General features: G+C 35.0%; 17 protein-coding genes. 14 read left to right on the top strand and 3 right to left on the bottom strand.

Features of this window, described 5'->3' with window-relative positions; genetic code table 11:
* Positions 1-12 precede the first annotated feature (12 nt).
* Positions 13-1,689 (top strand): ABC transporter ATP-binding protein, encoded by a 1,677-nt coding sequence (locus tag QOR44_RS07970; protein WP_000651252.1) that lies wholly within the window; start codon positions 13-15, stop codon positions 1,687-1,689.
* Positions 1,682-2,512: an energy-coupling factor transporter transmembrane component T family protein gene (locus tag QOR44_RS07965; protein WP_001118807.1), complete on the top strand. Its 831-nt coding sequence runs from the start codon at positions 1,682-1,684 to the stop codon at positions 2,510-2,512. The genes QOR44_RS07970 and QOR44_RS07965 overlap by 8 nt, the downstream gene beginning before the upstream one ends.
* Before the next feature lie 34 nt (positions 2,513-2,546).
* On the opposite strand, the gene QOR44_RS07960 is transcribed toward QOR44_RS07965, so the two are convergent.
* The 3 genes from QOR44_RS07960 to rsmG are packed head-to-tail and all read right to left on the bottom strand — an operon-like array spanning position 2,547 to position 5,338.
* Positions 2,547-3,218, bottom strand: coding sequence for a potassium channel family protein (locus tag QOR44_RS07960; protein WP_000850144.1), 672 nt, complete (start codon positions 3,216-3,218; stop codon positions 2,547-2,549).
* 12 nt (positions 3,219-3,230) lie between these two features.
* Positions 3,231-4,610 carry a TrkH family potassium uptake protein gene (locus QOR44_RS07955; protein ID WP_000680112.1) on the bottom strand — a complete coding sequence of 460 codons (1,380 nt, stop codon included), beginning with the start codon at positions 4,608-4,610 and terminating at the stop codon, positions 3,231-3,233.
* Between the two features lie 14 nt (positions 4,611-4,624).
* The gene (gene rsmG / locus QOR44_RS07950; protein WP_000188792.1) at positions 4,625-5,338 is read right to left on the bottom strand and encodes a 16S rRNA (guanine(527)-N(7))-methyltransferase RsmG; all 714 of its coding nucleotides are present in this window, start codon (positions 5,336-5,338) and stop codon (positions 4,625-4,627) included.
* Between the two features lie 127 nt (positions 5,339-5,465).
* On the opposite strand from rsmG, the gene QOR44_RS07945 reads away from it, so the two are divergent.
* From QOR44_RS07945 to murC, 12 genes are all read left to right on the top strand, one after another.
* Positions 5,466-6,020 (top strand): LemA family protein, encoded by a 555-nt coding sequence (locus QOR44_RS07945; protein WP_000537056.1) that lies wholly within the window; start codon positions 5,466-5,468, stop codon positions 6,018-6,020.
* A 20-nt stretch (positions 6,021-6,040) separates the two neighbouring features.
* Entirely contained in the window at positions 6,041-6,931 is an 891-nt protein-coding gene (gene htpX, locus QOR44_RS07940; protein ID WP_000966821.1) for a zinc metalloprotease HtpX, read from the top strand.
* Positions 6,932-7,035: 104 nt separating this feature from the next.
* Positions 7,036-7,569 carry a YceD family protein gene (locus QOR44_RS07935; protein ID WP_000927540.1) on the top strand — a complete coding sequence of 178 codons (534 nt, stop codon included), beginning with the start codon at positions 7,036-7,038 and terminating at the stop codon, positions 7,567-7,569.
* A 234-nt stretch (positions 7,570-7,803) separates the two neighbouring features.
* On the top strand, positions 7,804-8,493 hold the full coding sequence (locus tag QOR44_RS07930) for a response regulator transcription factor (RefSeq protein ID WP_000516681.1): 690 nt from the start codon (positions 7,804-7,806) through the stop codon (positions 8,491-8,493).
* The gene (locus tag QOR44_RS07925; RefSeq protein ID WP_283572689.1) at positions 8,483-9,988 is read left to right on the top strand and encodes a HAMP domain-containing sensor histidine kinase; all 1,506 of its coding nucleotides are present in this window, start codon (positions 8,483-8,485) and stop codon (positions 9,986-9,988) included. Before QOR44_RS07930 ends, QOR44_RS07925 begins: the two co-directional genes overlap by 11 nt.
* 148 nt (positions 9,989-10,136) lie before the next feature.
* Positions 10,137-10,616: a transcriptional regulator NrdR gene (gene nrdR, locus QOR44_RS07920; RefSeq protein WP_001203682.1), complete on the top strand. Its 480-nt coding sequence runs from the start codon at positions 10,137-10,139 to the stop codon at positions 10,614-10,616.
* Entirely contained in the window at positions 10,616-11,791 is a 1,176-nt protein-coding gene (locus QOR44_RS07915; protein ID WP_000074509.1) for a DnaD domain protein, read from the top strand. Before nrdR ends, QOR44_RS07915 begins: the two co-directional genes overlap by 1 nt.
* Entirely contained in the window at positions 11,788-12,690 is a 903-nt protein-coding gene (gene dnaI / locus QOR44_RS07910) for a primosomal protein DnaI (protein ID WP_000843624.1), read from the top strand. Before QOR44_RS07915 ends, dnaI begins: the two co-directional genes overlap by 4 nt.
* 47 nt (positions 12,691-12,737) lie before the next feature.
* Entirely contained in the window at positions 12,738-14,048 is a 1,311-nt protein-coding gene (der, locus tag QOR44_RS07905; RefSeq protein WP_000244011.1) for a ribosome biogenesis GTPase Der, read from the top strand.
* A gap of 155 nt (positions 14,049-14,203) precedes the next feature.
* On the top strand, positions 14,204-17,302 hold the full coding sequence (locus tag QOR44_RS07900; protein ID WP_000089139.1) for a pilus expression-regulating Snf2 family helicase: 3,099 nt from the start codon (positions 14,204-14,206) through the stop codon (positions 17,300-17,302).
* A 164-nt stretch (positions 17,303-17,466) separates the two neighbouring features.
* The gene (zapJ, locus tag QOR44_RS07895; protein WP_001079341.1) at positions 17,467-18,084 is read left to right on the top strand and encodes a divisome accessory protein ZapJ; all 618 of its coding nucleotides are present in this window, start codon (positions 17,467-17,469) and stop codon (positions 18,082-18,084) included.
* A gap of 9 nt (positions 18,085-18,093) precedes the next feature.
* A complete protein-coding gene (murC, locus tag QOR44_RS07890; protein ID WP_000048107.1) occupies positions 18,094-19,425 on the top strand; it encodes a UDP-N-acetylmuramate--L-alanine ligase in 1,332 nt (443 codons plus the stop codon).
* The last annotated feature ends 49 nt before the right edge of the window (positions 19,426-19,474 follow it).

Here is a 19,474-nt window from a genome sequence, read left to right as displayed (position 1 = left end):
AGAGAGTAATCTATGAAAGATTTTATTGAATGGAAGGATTTTACCTTTCAATATGACGTTCAATCTGAACCAACTTTAAAAGGGATTAACTTAAGCATTCCTAAAGGTGAAAAGGTCTTGATATTAGGACCTTCAGGGTCGGGGAAGTCAACGCTTGGTCATTGTTTAAATGGTATTATCCCAAATACTCATAAAGGCCAATATAGTGGTATTTTTACGATTAACCATAAAAATGCTTTTGACTTGTCAATATATGACAAGTCTCATTTAGTTTCTACGGTTTTACAAGATCCAGATGGCCAATTTATAGGATTGACAGTAGCAGAAGATATTGCTTTTGCATTAGAAAATGATGTTGTAGCACAGGAAGAAATGGCCTCTATCGTTGAAATGTGGGCAAAACGTTTAGAAATAGCTCCTCTTTTATCTAAACGTCCACAAGACTTGTCGGGAGGACAAAAACAACGGGTTAGTTTAGCTGGAGTTTTAGTAGACGATAGCCCAATTCTATTATTTGATGAGCCTTTGGCTAATCTAGATCCACAATCGGGACAAGATATCATGGCATTGGTTGACCGTATTCATCAAGAGCAAGATGCGACCACTATTATTATTGAACATCGATTGGAAGATGTTCTTTATGAGCGAGTAGATCGTGTAGTTCTTTTTAGTGATGGACAAATTATTTATAATGGGGAGCCGGATCAACTTTTAAAAACTAATTTTTTATCTGAATATGGTATTCGAGAACCACTGTATATTTCTGCCCTCAAAAATTTAGGATATGACTTTGAAAAACAAAATACAATGACGTCTATTGATGACTTTGATTTCAGTGAACTATTGATACCTAAAATGCGAGCATTAGATTTAGATAAACATACAGATAAATTATTATCAGTACAGCATTTGTCGGTGTCATATGATTTAGAGAATAATACTTTAGATAATGTTTCGTTTGATTTATATAAAGGTCAGCGGTTAGCTATCGTTGGGAAAAATGGTGCAGGTAAATCTACTTTAGCTAAAGCGTTATGTCAATTTATCCCTAATAATGCTACTCTAATTTATAATAATGAAGATGTCAGTCAAGACTCTATAAAAGAAAGAGCAGAACGAATTGGCTATGTTTTGCAAAATCCCAATCAGATGATAAGTCAAGCGATGGTTTTTGATGAAGTTGCTCTGGGTCTCCGTTTAAGAGGTTTTAGTGATAATGATATAGAAAGTCGAGTCTACGATATATTAAAGGTTTGTGGGCTCTACCAATTTAGGAATTGGCCTATATCGGCTCTATCATTCGGTCAGAAAAAACGTGTTACGATTGCTTCGATACTGATTTTAAATCCAGAAGTTATTATTTTGGATGAACCAACAGCTGGTCAAGATATGAAGCATTATACTGAAATGATGTCTTTCCTTGACAAACTAAGTTGTGATGGACATACCATTGTTATGATTACACATGATATGCAGCTTATGTTAGAGTATACAGATCGTGCAATTGTAATCGACAATGGTCTTATTGCTGCAGATGATCATCCTATTAATATCCTTTCAAATACAGAGCTTTTGAAAAAGACTCATTTAAAGAAAACGAGTTTATTTGCTTTAGCAGACAGATTAGGGATATCTCCACAGAAACTAACACAATGGTACATTGATAATCAAGGAGGTAAGAATGGCTAAACAATTAATTGGTTATCAAGAGGGTTATGGCTTTCTATACAGACTATCAGGTGCCAGTAAGTTACTATTTTTTATTTTAGTTTCTGTTGCTTGCATGACCACTTATGATACAAGATTTTTAATTCTTGTTTCATTGGGATCGCTAGTCTTATTTAGATTAGCAAAAATCAAATGGCAACAGGTGTCCTTTGTTATGACTTTAGTTGTTGTATTCGCTGTTTTAAATATTATAATGGTCTATCTTTTTGCTCCCCATTATGGTGATAAGATTTATGGTAGTTCTTCTTTATTGTTAAAAGGAATTGGCCCATATGATGTGACTAGCCAAGAGTTGTTTTACCTCTTTAATCTGATTTTAAAATACTTTTGTACAGTGCCTTTAGCTCTTTTGTTTTTGATGACAACTAATCCTAGTCAGTTCGCATCAAGTTTAAATCAATTAGGTTTATCATATAAAATAGCTTATGCTGTTAGTTTGACCCTTAGATACATACCTGATGTTCAAGAAGAATTTTATAAAATACGTCGAGCACAAGAGGCAAGAGGAATAGAATTATCAAAAAAATCGAACTTAGTGGCACGCATTAAGGGGAATTTACAGATTGTCACACCATTAATTTTTAGCTCTCTAGAACGTATTGATACAGTAGCAACTGCTATGGAACTTCGACGATTTGGTAAAAATAAAAGACGTACTTGGTACTCTAAGCAATCTTTGGAAAAAAGTGACATTGTCTTAATCATACTTGCTCTAGCTAGTCTGTTTGTAAGCCTTTATTTAATTCACCTTAATCATGGACGTTTCTATAACCCATGGCAATAAAAAACTGACCTTAATAGTCAGTTTTTTATTTTCTTTAGTTAAAGTATCCTAAATAGTCATAGCGTTGGAAGGCATCTGAGTTAGCGATAGCCACTAGAATAATACCTTCTTCAAGTGGACTATTGATTGGAACTTCGGTATCGACAGGTTTGTTTTTAGCTTTTCTGATACCTATGAGGTTAAGATCAAACTTGTGACGGATATTTAATTGTTCGACGGTTTTCCCTACCCATGATTTGGGAATTTTAAATTCAATGACAGAAATATCAGATTCAATCTGGAAGACATCTGTAATTTTATTTCTCATGAGGTTTGCAGCAACATTTTGCCCAGATTCTCGCTCCGGAGAGATAACCAAATCAGCACCAATTTCATAGAGTACTTCTTCGTATACAAGGTTTCGAGCTTTAGCAATAACTTGAGGGACGCCTAACTTTTTACAGTGCATTACGGCCAATACTGAGCTCTCTAAACTGTTTCCTGTAGCAATAATAACAGTATCACAGTCACTGATCCCAATGTGTTTTAGGAAAGCTAAATCAGTAATGTCTCCGATAGCTGCTTTTGTAACAACTTCAGCGACAGCTTGTACATTTTCAGGATTGCTGTCGATAGCAATAACATCTTGTTCAAAGTTACTTAGTTCTTGTGCGAGTGTTTGTCCAAATATTCCTAGACCAAGTACACCAATAATTTTTGTTTTCATAAAAGACCTTTTCTAACCTAGAATAATTTCTGTTTCAGCATAGTGAATTTCCTTCTCTTTTTTCTGAAGAATTGATAGCAGTACGGTAATTGGACCGACTCGACCAATAAACATGAGGAACATAATTACAATTCGACCGCCCAGAGTTAATTGATTGGTAGTATTCATTGTTACACCCACGGTTGCTAAGGCACTAGATGCCTCAAAGAAAAGAGAAAAAGGATCTATATGGGGATTGAGTTCCAGAAGAAGGAGATAGCCACTAATAAGTATGATAAAAAAGAAAGTTAAAATCGATAGTGTTTGTTTAATAATACTGGAAGGAATTGTTCGATAATGAAAAGTCACTTGGCTTTGGCCACTCAATTCAGCTTTAAATAATAAGAGTAAAATGGCGATAACAGTGACTTTAAATCCCCCTGCCGTTCCACCAGGAGCTCCTCCAATTAACATTTGGATAATATAAACAAGATTGGTTGCGAAATCAGTTTGGGTATAATCAATAGTTGAAAATCCAGCGGTACGCATCGTAACTGTTTGGAAAAAGCTGACCATTAGTTGTTTAGGTAGAGATAAATTAGCAATTGTTCTAAAATTTCCAAACTCTAATAACCAAGAAAGCAAAGTTCCTGTTAGTAAAATAATGGTTGTTGTTTTTAAAACCAGTTTAGAATGGTTGCTGAGGCGTTTTGGAAATGTCTTGATTAATTTTGGTCCCTTGTGAGATGTTTGTATAGTAGCTTCAATTAAATCTTTCCATACGGCAAATCCAAGTCCTCCTGAAATAATCAAGAAACAAACGATAATGTTAACCAAAGGATTTAGTTTAAATTGAGCTAAGCTCGTTGCCCCTAGATTATCAAAACCGGCATTACAAAAGGCTGAGACAGCTAAGAATATACTATTAAAGATACCATGACCCAAACCAAATCGAGGAATAAAATCTATGGCTAAAATGCTGGCTGCTAAAACTTCTAAAGTTAAAGTTACTTTAAAAATCATATAGAGATATTTTTTTAAATCTGTCGAACTGTTATAAGTTATCGCTGACTGCAAAAGGGTCTGATCATTTAACGACATTTTACGTCTTAGGGTATAGTAAGACAATGACATTAGTGTTACTAAACCAAGTCCCCCTGTTTGCATGAGTAAAATAGCTACAATCTGCCCCCAACCGTTATAAACCTTACTGATAGGAAAAACAGATAAACCAGTTACACATACCATTGAAACAGTCGTGAAAAGGTGATCAATGTAATGTGTTTTAGGGGCGTTAGCATATTGAAAAATTGGAAGTGAAAGTAAAATACTTCCCAATAGGATAACAGCGATAAAACTAATGCTGAGTTTACGTGCGACAGACATTGTCTTGTAATCAAAGAAATGTTTCATACTAGCTCCCAACTTTACAAAGGCTTCTTGTTTGGAGTACCAGCTTTACGAGGGTATTTATTAGGCGTTTCTTTTTTCTTGCTAACGATTGTGATATTTCGGTCATCACCATTAGGTAACTTATAATTTTTATTTACAGTTACTTGTGAAAATAGTGTTTTCAAAGCTTTTTCTGCAGAAATTAATTCCTCTTCAGCAGCTGCAGCTTTCAGTGCAATCAAGCGACCATTAACTTTAAGAAAAGGTATTGTCAATTCTGCTAGAACCTGCATTCTAGCTACTGCACGAGCTGTTACGATATCAAATTTAGCTCGAAATACTTTATCTTGACCAAAGTCCTCAGCGCGCCCGTGGAAGAAGTGAACTCCTGAAAGTTCAAGTTCATTAGCTAATATGTTTAGAAAATTAATGCGTTTATTCAGTGAATCAATAATAGTAATATCAATTTCAGGATAAAGGATTTTCATAGGAATACTAGGAAAACCTGCACCAGCACCAATATCTAAAATGCTAAGAGGACTATTGTCAATATAACCTTGTAAAATCGGTGCAATAGAATCATAGAAGTGCTTTAAGTAAACCTCTTCTTTATCTGTAATAGCTGTTAGGTTAATTTTCTCATTCCATTCAACAAGAAGTCTAAAATAAGTTTCAAATTGTTTTTTCTGTTTGTCAGTAAGTGTAATACCATGCTCTATCAGAACTTGATAAAATGCTTGGGGTGTCATAGTAAACCTCAATTTCTATATCGTATAATGACTCTATTTTATCACAAATACTAATAATGGGAATAACAGGACTTTCCTAATCTAAAGAAAATTGCTATAATGGAAAAAATGTAAAGGAGCTACTACTATGGGAACTATGATTTTAATAGCAATTATTGCTTTGTTTGTTATTTGGTTGATTGTTGCTTATAACAGTTTAGTTAGAAGTCGCATGCATACTAAAGAATCATGGAGTCAAATAGACGTTCAATTGAAACGTCGTAACGATTTAATTCCAAACCTAATCGAAACTGTTAAAGGCTATGCTGCGTACGAAGGGAAAACACTTGAGAAGATTGCAGAACTGCGTGCTCAAGTTGCTAAAGCTAACACACCTACTGAAGCAATGACAGCAAGTAATGAGCTAACAAGACAGCTTTCAAGTATTTTAGCGGTTGCTGAAAATTACCCAGATTTAAAAGCCAACAATAGCTTTGTTAAACTTCAAGAAGAACTAACTAATACGGAAAATAAAATTTCTTATTCACGTCAGTTATATAACACAACAACATCCAATTATAATGTGAAATTAGAAACTTTCCCAAGTAATATTGTTGGAAAACTATTTGGGTTCAAACCAAGCCAATTCTTAGAAACTCCTGAAGAAGAAAAAGAAGTGCCAAAAGTTTCCTTTGACTTTTAATTGAGAAGGGAGAGAGGCTTTTGCTGTATCAACAAATTGCAAGTAATAAGAGAAAAACAGTTGTCTTGTTAATTGTCTTCTTCTGTCTTTTAGCAGCTATTGGAGCAGCTGTAGGTTATTTGGTATTAGGCAGCTACCAATTTGGGCTTGTTCTAGCTCTAATTATTGGGGTTATCTATGCAGTAAGTATGATTTTTCAATCAACTAATGTTGTTATGTCAATGAACAATGCGCGTGAAGTTACAGAAGATGAGGCGCCAAATTATTTTCATATTGTTGAAGATATGGCAATGGTAGCTCAGATACCTATGCCACGCGTTTTCATTGTTGAAGATGACTCCCTAAATGCCTTTGCCACAGGATCTAAGCCAGAAAATGCTGCTGTTGCAGCAACAACGGGCCTATTAGCTGTTATGAACCGCGAAGAGCTAGAGGGTGTTATTGGACATGAGGTTAGTCATATTCGTAATTATGATATCCGTATTTCAACCATTGCAGTAGCTTTAGCGAGTGCTGTAACTCTAATATCAAGCATTGGTAGCCGTATGTTATTTTACGGTGGAGGTCGTAGGCGTGACGATGACAGAGAAGATGGTGGAAACGTCTTGGTTTTGATTTTCTCTATTTTATCACTAATCCTTGCACCGTTAGCCGCTAGTTTAGTTCAATTAGCTATTTCAAGACAGCGCGAATACTTAGCAGACGCTAGTTCTGTTGAGTTAACAAGAAATCCACAAGGAATGATCTCTGCTTTAGAAAAACTTGATCGTTCTGAACCTATGGGGCATCCAGTAGATGATGCTAGTGCGGCTCTCTATATCAATGACCCAACGAAAAAAGAAGGGTTAAAGTCTTTATTTTATACGCATCCACCAATTGCAGATCGTATTGAGCGTTTGCGTCATATGTAGCTGTTAACAAAACGTAGGGTAGTTATGCCTTGCGTTTTGTTTTTTTAAGACAAAGCCTTTAAAACTTGATATAATATGACATATACTATAAAGGGAGATGGCACGTGTTACTTACAGAAATCAAAAAATCACCAGAGGGGCTTTATTTTGATAAAAAAATAGATATCAAAGAGTCGCTTATGGAGCGTCATTCAGAGATAATGGATATTTCTGATATTCAAGTTTCAGGTCATGTGGTGTATGAAGATGATCTCTATCTACTTGACTATAATATGGCTTACGATGTTACATTACCGTCTAGTCGTTCTATGAAACCAGTTGTTTTATCTGAAAAGCAAACTATTAATGAGGTCTTTATTGAAGCTGAAAATATTAGCACTAAAAAAGAGCTTGTTGATCAGGATTTGGTCTTAATATTAGAGGAAGATGATATTAATTTAGAAGAAAGCGTTATCGATAATATCTTGTTAAATATACCTCTTCGTGTTCTGGCAGCTGATGAGGTTGGGGTAGAAGCGGATTTATCAGGTAAAAATTGGTCGTTAATGACTGAAAAGCAGTACGAAGAAAAACAAGCTAAAGAAAAAGAAAAATCTAATCCTTTCGCAGCCTTAGAAGGTATGTTTGATAGTGATTAGATAAAAATTATTAATAACATCAGTTGATATTTTAATTTTTTTTTAGTAGAATTGAAAAGTGACAGAGGACACTACTCAATAATAAAAATTAAGTCTCGCTATCGAACAATTGTTTGGGATGGCGATTTATTTATTTAAAGAAACGTTAGTAAAATGTGGGCTATCTTGTTTTTTATCTAGATATTCTAAAAAATAATTGATAGTGTTAAGTAAAGAATAAGAAGGTTGGTGTAGATGGGTAAAAAGATCTTAATAATCGAAGATGAGAAAAATTTAGCTCGCTTCGTCTCGTTAGAACTACTACATGAAGGATATGATGTTGTTGTTGAAACAAACGGTCGTGAAGGATTGGACACAGCATTAGAAAAAGATTTTGATTTGATTTTACTGGATTTAATGCTTCCAGAGATGGATGGTTTCGAAATCACACGTCGCCTGCAGGCTGAAAAAACAACCTATATCATGATGATGACAGCACGTGATTCTGTTATGGATATTGTAGCTGGTCTTGATCGTGGAGCAGATGATTATATTGTTAAGCCGTTTGCAATCGAAGAATTATTAGCACGTGTTAGGGCGATTTTCCGACGCCAAGAAATTGAAACGAAGACAAAAGAAAAAGGTGATAGCGGTAGTTTCCGTGATTTATCATTAAATACTCATAATCGTTCAGCGATGCGTGGTGATGAGGAAATTTCACTAACAAAACGTGAATTTGATTTGTTGAATGTCTTGATGACAAATATGAATCGTGTTATGACACGAGAAGAGTTGCTAGAACATGTTTGGAAATACGATGTGGCAGCAGAGACAAACGTTGTTGATGTTTATATCCGTTACCTAAGAGGTAAAATTGATATCCCAGGTCGTGAATCATATATTCAAACTGTTCGCGGAATGGGCTATGTGATTCGTGAAAAATAAAAAAGATCAGTTTATAGGGGTAAAACAACCTCTGTCAAAAAAATTATCGCAATTAGTTTTTATCTTATTTTTTAGCCTATTTACAGTATTTTCTGTTTTAGTTTATACTTCGGCAACAAGATACGTCCTTCACAGGGAAAAAATTAATGTCGGTAGGTCATTAGAAAAAACTAGAGTTCGTTTGTCGCAAGCGAACTCTAGTTTGACATCCGATGATATTTTAGAGATCCTGTACAACCAGGTTTTTGCGGATGACATCTATCCTCATAAGCGTCAAAATGGAATTGTTAGAACGGGCGAGTCAATCGATAGTATTCTTTATGTTAATCAAGAAATGACCCTATACGATGTCAACAGGAAACCAGTTTTTTCTACACTGAGAACGGGTATGCCAACTATTGGTAAATCCATGGGAAAAGTTATCATCTCTAAAGTTGCAGATATGGAAGGTTTTGTTGGTACAAAAGCAATCTACTCTCAAAAAACAGGACAGTTGCTTGGATACGTTCAAATTTTCTATAATTTAGGTCGTTATTATAGTATGAGGCAAAACATCATTGTTTTCTTGATTATGATGGAAGTTTTAGGGACTGTTTTAGCCTTGGTCGTGATTAATAGTGCTACTAAGCGTATTGTTCGTCCGGTTAAAAATTTACACGACTTAATGCATCAGATATCTGAAAATCCTAGTAACTTAGAAATTAGAAGTAAGGTCCGTTCAGAAGACGAAATTGGAGAATTGTCTAGGATTTTTGATGGGATGTTGGATCAGTTGGAAGACTATACTCGTCGACAATCACAATTCATTAGTGATGTTAGTCATGAATTAAGAACGCCTGTCGCTGTTGTAAAGGGTCATATTGGTTTATTACAACGTTGGGGGAAAGATGATCCAGAAATTCTTGAAGAAAGTTTAGCAGCGGCATACCATGAGGCAGATCGTATGTCCTTAATGATTAATGACATGTTAAATATGATCCGTGTCCAAGGAAGCTTGGAACTTCATCAAGATGAAGTGACAGATTTATCAAGCTCTATATCAGTTGTTATTGAAAATTTCCGTATTTTGAGAGAAGATTTTCAATTTATTTTTGAAAATAATATTTCAGATATCGTCTGGGGAAAGATATATAAGATACATTTTGAGCAAGCTCTCACGATCTTAATTGATAACGCTATCAAGTACTCTCCTAGTTATAAAGAAGTCAGTGTTGTTTTATCAGTAGACAATGATTTTGCGACAGTAGTTGTAAAAGATAAAGGAGAAGGTATCTCAGATGAAGATATTGAGTTTATCTTTGATCGTTTTTATCGAACTGATAAATCACGTAACAGAGAAAGTACACAAGCTGGTTTAGGTATCGGGCTTTCAGTGTTTAAACAAATTATGGATGCTTACCATTTAAAGGTGGATATTAAAAGTGAACTAAATCAAGGGACTGAATTCATTGTTCGCATTCCTATAAAAAAATTTGAAGAAACTAAAGAAATATAAGAAAAATCCTTATGCTTAATGATAAAAGGCATAAGGATTATTTTGTGTTTTGATATGATGAGGTGATAAGAGAGGCGCTTCTTTTGTTATTACTGAATTTGTGTTAAAATAAGATGATTAAATGATATGATAGAATAGGGGTGTTGACATGCGTTGTCCAAAATGTGGCTATAATAAATCTAGTGTGGTTGATAGCCGACAAGCTGAAGAAGGTACGACTATCAGACGCCGGAGAGAGTGCGAAAAATGTGGCAACCGCTTTACAACATTTGAACGTTTGGAAGAATTGCCTCTTTTAGTCATAAAGAAAGATGGTACTCGCGAGCAATTTTCTCGAGATAAAATTTTGAATGGTATTATTCAGAGTGCTCAAAAACGCCCTGTTTCGAGCGAAGATATTGAAAATTGTATCTTACGTATCGAACGTAAAATTAGGAGTGAGTATGAAGATGAGGTTTCTAGTATCACTATCGGAAATTTAGTGATGGATGAACTCGCCGAATTAGATGAGATTACTTATGTGCGCTTTGCTAGTGTTTATAAATCTTTTAAAGATGTAGACGAAATTGAAGAACTGCTTCAACAAATTACAAAGCGCGTACGGAGTAAAAAGAGTGGTAGCGTGTGATGAGTCCAATAGATGAGTTTACATATATTAAGCAAAATAAGATTGTTTATGATAGTAATAGTTTAATACAATTGTATTTCCCAATTATGGGAAGTGATGCCATGGCACTCTATGATTATTTTGTTCATTTTTTTGATGACGGAATACGACGTCATAAATTTTCAGAGGTTCTCAATCATCTGCAATACGGGATGCCAAGATTTCAAGATGCATTGGTAATGTTAACAGCTTTGGATTTGTTGACTGTTTACCAAGCCACAGGTACTTACCTTGTTAAGTTGAATCAAGCTATGTCAAATGAGTTATTTTTATCTAATCCCATCTATCGTCGTTTGTTAGAAAAACGTATAGGAGAGGTAGCAGTGGCAGAATTAGATATGAAAATACCTAAAAATGCTAGAGATATCTCTAAAAAATTTACAGATGTTTTCTCAGATTTAGGACAACCAAAACAAGAGGTAAACCGGAGTAAAAATATTTTTGACTTGGAAAGTTTCAAACGTTTGATGACGCGAGATGGCTTACGCTTTAACAATGAAAAAGATGATGTCTTAGGTATTTATAGTGTATCAGAACTTTATCATTTAAATTGGTATGATACCTATCAATTAGCAAAACAAACAGCTATCAATGGAATGATTGCGCCTCAGCGAATGAAAGTTCAACAAAATGAGGGGCAGCATATTAAAGATAATCAGAGTTTTACAAATAATGAAAAGGTCATACTAAGGGAATCTAAAAATGATAGTGCTCTAGTGTTCCTTGAAAAAATCAAGAGAAGCCGTAAGGCAGTGACAACAAGTGGTGAGAAGACTTTACTTGAGGATTTGGCAAAAATGAATTTCCTAGACGAAGTCATTAATGTTATGGTTTTATATACCTTGAATAAGACAAAATCTGCTAACTTAAATAAGGCCTATATCATGAAAGTTGCTAATGATTTTGCCTTTCAGAATGTTATGACGGCCGAAGATGCTGTGCTTAAAATTCGTGATTTTTCAGATCAAAAAGTAAGGACTAAAACAGAAACGAAGAAGAAACAATCGAATGTTCCTGAATGGAGTAATCCTGATTATAAAGATGAGGTTAGCCCAGAAAAAGAAATTGAATTAGAACAGTTTAAAACAGATGCCCTCAAGCGTTTAGAACGATTAGGAAAGGATGGTGAATCATGAAATCAGTGGGACAAGCATTAGAAAATCAAGGGAGAGTGCCTCGTAATACAAATGATGAGCTTATTCAAATGATTTTAGCAGATGCTCAGGTAGCGGAGTTCATTAAAATCCACCAACTTTCTCAGCGTGAAATAAATATCAGCATGTCTAAATTTAATCAATTTTTGATTGAGCGTCAGAAATTTAAAAATAAGGATAGTCAATATATTGCTAAAGGCTATGAGCCTATTTTGGTTATGAATGAAGGTTATGCAGATGTTTCTTATTTAGAAACACGAGAGTTAATTGAAGCACAAAAAAAACAAGCTATCAGTGATCGTATTAATTTAGTTAATCTACCCAAGTCCTATCGGAATATCAGAATGACTGACTTTGATATTAATAACGAGAGTCGAATGAAAGCTATGTCACAACTGCTTGATTTTGTAGAGACTTATCCTTCATATAATCATAAGGGGCTTTATTTATATGGAGATATGGGGGTCGGGAAATCCTATTTAATGGCAGCAATGGCGAGGGAATTATCAGAGAGAAAGGGTGTGTCAACGACTCTTCTTCATTTCCCTAGTTTTGCTATTGATGTCAAAAATGCTATTTCAAGCGGGACTGTAAAAGATGAAATTGATGCTGTGAAAAGTGTTCCAATTTTGATTTTAGATGATATTGGGGCTGAACAGGCAACGTCTTGGGTTCGTGACGAGATTTTACAAGTTATATTACAACATCGTATGCTAGAAGAGTTACCCACTTTCTTTACGTCAAATTATAGTTTTAACGATTTGGAAAGAAAATGGGCTAATATAAAAGGAAGCGACGAAACTTGGCAAGCGAAACGAGTTATGGAGCGCGTACGATATTTAGCGATAGAATTCCACTTAGAAGGACCGAATCGCCGTTAATAAAATAGAATGGAATTGGGAGTATTCCCAATAGTGAGAGGAGAATTATGGTATTACCTACAGTTGCTATTGTTGGTCGTCCGAATGTTGGAAAATCAACATTATTTAACAGAATTGCAGGAGAACGTATTTCCATTGTTGAGGACGTTGAAGGAGTCACTCGTGATCGTATCTATACAACGGGTGAGTGGCTAAATCGTAAGTTTTCATTAATTGATACTGGTGGGATTGATGATGTTGATGCACCGTTTATGGAGCAAATTAAGCACCAAGCAGACATTGCTATGACAGAGGCTGATATTATTGTGTTTGTTGTGTCGGGTAAAGAAGGTGTGACTGATGCAGATGAGTATGTCTCACGTATTCTTTATAAGACCAATAAACCGGTTATTTTAGCTGTTAATAAGGTAGATAATCCTGAGATGCGTAATGATATTTACGATTTCTACTCTCTTGGTTTAGGGGATCCTTATCCCTTGTCATCAGTTCATGGTATTGGTACTGGTGATATATTGGATGCTATTGTGGAAAATCTTCCGGTAGAAGAGGAAAATGAAAATCCAGATATTATTCGTTTTAGTTTGATTGGACGTCCAAATGTTGGGAAATCTAGTTTAATTAATGCCATCCTTGGGGAAGACCGTGTTATTGCTAGCCCAGTTGCTGGTACTACGCGCGATGCTATTGATACTAATTTCGTTGATAGCCAGGGGCAAGAGTATACCATGATTGATACTGCTGGTATGCGTAAATCTGGTAAGGTATATGAAAACACAGAGAAATATTCTGTTATGCGTTCTATGCGCGCCATCGACCGCTCAGATGTTGTTCTTATGGTGATTAATGCAGAGGAAGGTATTCGTGAGTATGACAAGCGTATTGCAGGGTTTGCACATGAAGCTGGTAAAGGTATTATTATTGTAGTTAATAAATGGGATACTATCGAAAAAGACAATCATACTGTCAGTCAGTGGGAAGCTGATATACGTGATAACTTCCAATTCTTGTCTTATGCGCCAATTATCTTTGTTTCTGCAGAGACAAAACAACGTTTGCACAAGCTACCAGATATGATTAAACGTATTAGCGAAAGTCAAAACAAACGTATTCCGTCTGCTGTATTAAATGATGTGATTATGGATGCTATTGCTATTAATCCAACACCAACTGATAAAGGAAAACGTCTTAAGATTTTCTACGCAACTCAAGTTGCTGTTAAACCACCAACTTTCGTTGTTTTTGTTAACGAAGAAGAATTGATGCACTTTTCATATCTTCGTTTCTTAGAAAATCAAATCCGTGAAGCATTTGTTTTTGAAGGAACACCAATTAATCTAATAGCACGTAAACGTAAATAACATCTTATTGTTGAAATTGAAATAGAAGGTTAGGACAGTTGTTTTAGCCTTTTTTTATTTGTTACTGTATCAAAAAACAATCAATTTAGTATTTTTACAAGAAATTGGACTTGAATTTTGTTATAATTAAGGGATAAGATGAAGGTGGTAGCATAATGAGTAGAATGATTCCAGGACGTATTCGAAATCAAGGTATAGAACTCTACGAACAAGGTTTGGTGTCCTTGATTTCTCAAGAAGGTAATCTATTAAAAGCTAAAGTTGGGGATTGTCAGATTGAATATTCATTAGTAACAGAAGAAACAAAATGTTCTTGTGATTTTTTTGCAAGAAAAGGCTATTGTCAACATTTAGCTGCTCTGGAGCATTTCTTGAAAAACGATCCAGAGGGTAAAGCAATCTTATCTAAAGTTCAAGTTCAACAAGAAAGTCAACAAGAAACTAAGAAGAAAACCTCTTTTGGTAGTGTTTTTTTAGATAGTCTAATTATTAATGAAGATGATACTATAAAATATCAACTATCGGCTCAAGGAGAACAAAATCCTTATGCTAATGATATCTGGTGGACTTTAAAAATTAGACGACTGCCTGATGATAGAAGTTATGTTATTCGTGACATCAAAGTCTTTTTAAATACTGTTCGAAAAGAAGCTTATTATCAGATTGGAAAACAATACTTTGAAACTTTGTCTTTGATACAGTTTGATGAGACCAGTCAAGAATTGATAGAATTTTTATGGAGGCTCATTCCAAGTCATTCAAGCAAAATTGATCTAGAGTTTATTTTACCAAATCAAGGTCGTCACCTTAGTCTCACTCGTGGTTTTTTTGAAGAGGGTGTTACTTTGATGAATGCTTTAGAAAATTTTTCATTTGAAAGTGATTTTCATCAATTTAATCACCTCTACTTTAAGGAATTAGAAGGTGAGGATCATCTTTATCAATTTAAGGTTATTGTCCATAGGCAATCAATTGAATTAGAAATCAAAGAGAAAGACTTAAAACCACTATTTGCGAATTCTTATTTGTTTTATCGCGATACTTTCTACCATCTTAATTTGAAGCAAGAAAAGATGGTAACGGCTATTCGTAGTCTTCCCATTGAGGGAGATTTAGCAAAACATATCCATTTTGATTTAGATGATCAAGATAAGTTAGCAGCTCATTTACTGGATTTTAAGGAGATTGGACTAGTGGATGCTCCACGGAGCTTCTCTATTCATGATTTTAAGGTAAATTTTGAGTTCGATATTAATAGTCAAAATGAAATTTTATTGCAAATGGTATTTGATTATGGTAATGATTTAACTGTTCATAATCGTCAAGAACTAGAACAGTTAACATTTGCTAGTCACTTCAAACATGAAGAAAAAATATTTAAACTCTTAGAAAGATATGGCTTTGCACCCCACTTTTCAACCAGCCATCCAGCATACAGTGCACAAGAATTATACGATTTTTATACCTATATGCTTCCACAATTTAAAAAAATGGGAACAGTAAGCTTATCCGCAAAATTGGAAAGTTATCGTCTCATAGAACGACCGCAAATTGATATTGAAGCTAAGGGAAGCCTGCTAGATATTTCTTTTGATTTCTCTGATTTACTGGAAAACGATGTTGATCAAGCTCTGGTAGCCTTGTTTGACAATAATCCTTATTTTGTGAATAAATCAGGGCAATTAGTTATTTTTGATGAAGAGACTAAGAAAGTAAGTGCCACTTTGCAAGGGTTGAGAGCTAGACGAGCAAAGAATGGGCATATTGAATTAGATAATATTGCAGCATTTCAATTATCAGAACTGTTTGCAAATCAAGATAATGTTAGCTTTTCACAACATTTTTACCAATTGATTGAAGATTTGAGACACCCAGAAAAGTTTAAAATACCTAGTCTATCTGTTTCAGCTTCCTTGCGCGATTATCAGCTTACAGGTGTCCGTTGGTTAAGTATGTTAGATCATTATGGCTTTGCAGGGATTTTAGCTGATGATATGGGGCTTGGAAAAACACTTCAAACGATTTCATTTTTAAGTACAAAACTAACTAGAGATTCTCGTGTGCTTATTTTATCACCATCAAGTTTAATTTATAATTGGCAAGATGAATTCCACAAATTTGCGCCAGACGTAGATGTAGCAGTTGCCTATGGTTCTAAGATTCGTAGAGATGAAATTATTGCTGAACATCATCAAGTAATCATTACAAGTTATTCATCATTTAGGCAGGATTTTGAGACTTATTCTGAAGGAAATTATGATTATTTAATTTTGGATGAAGCACAGGTTATGAAAAATGCTCAAACTAAAATAGCCCATAGCTTGAGATCTTTTGAGGTCAAAAACTGTTTTGCATTATCGGGAACACCTATTGAGAATAAACTGTTAGAAATTTGGTCCATTTTCCAGATCATTTTACCTGGTTTATTACCTGGTAAGAAAGAGTTTTTGAAGTTGAACCCTAAACAAGTTGCTCGTTATATCAAACCATTTGTGATGAGACGTCGAAAAGAAGAAGTTCTCCCAGAATTACCGGATTTGATTGAAATGAACTATCCAAATGAAATGACAGACAGTCAAAAAGTTATCTATTTGGCGCAATTACGCCAAATTCAAGAAAGTATCCAACATTCTAGTGACGCTGACTTAAATCGTCGTAAAATTGAAATTTTATCTGGCATCACACGATTACGTCAAATTTGCGACACTCCACGTCTTTTTATGGATTATGATGGTGAAAGCGGTAAGTTAGAAAGCCTACGTCAACTTTTAACACAAATTAAGGAAAATGGACATCGTGCTCTGATTTTTTCTCAGTTCAGGGGTATGTTAGATATCGCAGAACGTGAGATGGTAGCTATGGGGCTTACAACTTATAAAATCACTGGTTCTACACCAGCAAATGAACGTCATGAAATGACCAGAGCATTTAATGCAGGATCAAAAGATGCTTTCTTGATTTCTTTAAAAGCTGGTGGCGTTGGTCTCAACCTTACAGGAGCTGATACCGTTGTTCTGATTGACTTGTGGTGGAATCCAGCTGTTGAGATGCAGGCGATTAGTCGCGCACATAGGTTGGGGCAAAAAGAGAATGTCGAGGTTTATCGCTTGATTACTAGAGGCACAATCGAAGAAAAAATTCTAGAAATGCAAGAAACTAAAAAACATTTGGTTACAACAGTTCTGGATGGAAATGAAACCCATGCTAGCATGAGCGTAGATGATATTCGAGAGATACTTGGAGTTTCTAAATAAATATGATAATGTGACTATAATATAAAAAAGAAAGTGGTCTCTCGCTTTCTTTTTTATATAAATGAATGAAAAATACCAATCTGATAAGCTTTACTTAGTTGAAAACTTTGAAAAAACAGAAAAATTAGTTTATAATAGGTCTGTTGTAGAAAGGAAGTGATAATGTGAATAGAGGCTCTAGACGATTTCCGTTGATAGCAGATGATGAACCAGTAATGTCTTCGCTTGTAAAGATGAATCTTTATGATAATGAAGATTTAATTAACAACATTCGAGGCTTTTATCAAGAAAAAACATATCAAAGCATGGTCAAAAGCAATTATGAACATGAAGAAATATCACATCCTAAGGTAATTGAAAATGATCCTGTACCACCGCAGAGTTTTGTAAAAAAAGCGACAGAGTTGAGCAAATCTCGACAAGAGGCAAAGAGGTCTGTTCGGGAGAAACGACAAGCTTACTATGCGAAACAGGAATTTAAGGCGCCATCAAAGGAAGCTTTTCAGCAACAATTGAAGGCAACAGTACCGAAAAAACAAACTCAGCGAAAGGTGACTGAACTAAGTCATCTTTCTGATCGTTTACAGCAGGAAAGCTATATATTAGCAGAAATTCCAATCATATTTCAAGAACCTGATAATACACCGAACCCAAAAACAAAGAAAAATAATTTTGATTTTTTGAAACGCAGTCAAGTTTACAATAAACAAGACAATCAGTTTCACAAAGAAAGAGCCAAGGCTCAAGAATTAAATCTGACACGTTTTAAAGACATTAATTAAGGAGAGACCATGTCAAAAACTTATCATTTTATTGGTATTAAAGGATCCGGAATGAGTGCCCTAGCACTGATGCTTCATCAAATGGGACATAACGTCCAAGGAAGTGACGTTGATAAATATTATTTTACCCAACGTGGTTTAGAGCAAGCAGGTGTAACTATATTACCTTTCTCACCGAATAATATCAGTGAGGATTTAGAGATTATTGCAGGAAATGCTTTTCGTCCAGATAACAATGAAGAGTTGGCTTATGTTATTGAAAAGGGCTATCATTTTAAACGATATCATGAATTTCTCGGAGATTTTATGCGTCAGTTCACTAGTCTAGGTGTAGCTGGGGCACATGGAAAAACCTCAACGACAGGTTTATTAGCTCATGTTTTAAAAAATATTACAGACACTTCTTTCCTAATTGGAGATGGTACAGGACGTGGTTCTGCTAATGCTAATTACTTTGTGTTTGAAGCTGATGAATACGAACGTCATTTTATGCCGTACCATCCAGAATACTCAATTATTACCAATATTGATTTTGACCATCCTGATTATTTTACAGGCCTAGAGGACGTATTCAATGCTTTTAATGACTATGCTAAGCAAGTTCAAAAAGGTTTATTCATTTATGGAGAAGATCCAAAACTTCATGAAATCACTTCTGAGGCACCAATATATTATTATGGTTTTGAAGATTCAAATGATTTTATAGCAAAAGACATCACTCGAACTGTTAATGGTTCTGACTTTAAGGTTTTCTATAACCAAGAAGAAATTGGTCAGTTTCATGTACCAGCATACGGTAAACATAATATCTTAAATGCAACTGCTGTTATTGCTAACCTTTACATAATGGGAATTGATATGGCATTAGTAGCTGAGCATTTGAAGACATTTTCAGGGGTAAAACGTCGTTTTACTGAGAAGATTATTGACGATACTGTCATTATTGATGACTTTGCTCACCATCCTACTGAGATTATTGCGACCTTAGATGCTGCTCGACAAAAATACCCGTCAAAAGAAATTGTAGCTATTTTCCAACCGCATACGTTCACTCGTACGATAGCTCTTTTAGACGAATTTGCCCATGCTTTGAGTCAAGCGGATAGCGTTTATCTTGCTCAAATATATGGTTCTGCTAGAGAAGTAGATAATGGTGAGGTGAAGGTAGAAGATTTAGCTGCTAAGATTGTCAAACACTCAGATTTAGTGACAGTCGAAAATGTCTCACCTTTACTCAATCATGATAATGCTGTCTATGTCTTTATGGGTGCTGGAGACATTCAATTGTATGAGCGCTCTTTTGAAGAATTATTAGCTAACCTAACTAAAAATACACAATAAGTTGATAGTAAGGGCTGAGAGAAGTTTCTCAGTCCTCTATCTGACTTTA

It is taken from the genome of Streptococcus agalactiae (assembly GCF_949788565.1).
Taxonomy (GTDB): Bacteria; Bacillota; Bacilli; order Lactobacillales; family Streptococcaceae; genus Streptococcus; species Streptococcus agalactiae.
Note: the sequence above shows the minus strand (reverse complement) of the source record. Positions and strands in the feature narration are given on the sequence as shown.

Coding starts and splice junctions, on each gene's coding strand:
- QOR44_RS07970 (WP_000651252.1), top strand. CDS start 13: ATGAAAGATTTTATTGAATGGAAGGATTTTACCTTTCAATATGACGTT.
- QOR44_RS07965 (WP_001118807.1), top strand. CDS start 1,682: ATGGCTAAACAATTAATTGGTTATCAAGAGGGTTATGGCTTTCTATAC.
- QOR44_RS07960 (WP_000850144.1), bottom strand. CDS start 3,218: ATGAAAACAAAAATTATTGGTGTACTTGGTCTAGGAATATTTGGACAA.
- QOR44_RS07955 (WP_000680112.1), bottom strand. CDS start 4,610: ATGAAACATTTCTTTGATTACAAGACAATGTCTGTCGCACGTAAACTC.
- rsmG (WP_000188792.1), bottom strand. CDS start 5,338: ATGACACCCCAAGCATTTTATCAAGTTCTGATAGAGCATGGTATTACA.
- QOR44_RS07945 (WP_000537056.1), top strand. CDS start 5,466: ATGGGAACTATGATTTTAATAGCAATTATTGCTTTGTTTGTTATTTGG.
- QOR44_RS07930 (WP_000516681.1), top strand. CDS start 7,804: ATGGGTAAAAAGATCTTAATAATCGAAGATGAGAAAAATTTAGCTCGC.
- nrdR (WP_001203682.1), top strand. CDS start 10,137: ATGCGTTGTCCAAAATGTGGCTATAATAAATCTAGTGTGGTTGATAGC.
- QOR44_RS07915 (WP_000074509.1), top strand. CDS start 10,616: ATGAGTCCAATAGATGAGTTTACATATATTAAGCAAAATAAGATTGTT.
- dnaI (WP_000843624.1), top strand. CDS start 11,788: ATGAAATCAGTGGGACAAGCATTAGAAAATCAAGGGAGAGTGCCTCGT.
- der (WP_000244011.1), top strand. CDS start 12,738: ATGGTATTACCTACAGTTGCTATTGTTGGTCGTCCGAATGTTGGAAAA.
- QOR44_RS07900 (WP_000089139.1), top strand. CDS start 14,204: ATGAGTAGAATGATTCCAGGACGTATTCGAAATCAAGGTATAGAACTC.
- murC (WP_000048107.1), top strand. CDS start 18,094: ATGTCAAAAACTTATCATTTTATTGGTATTAAAGGATCCGGAATGAGT.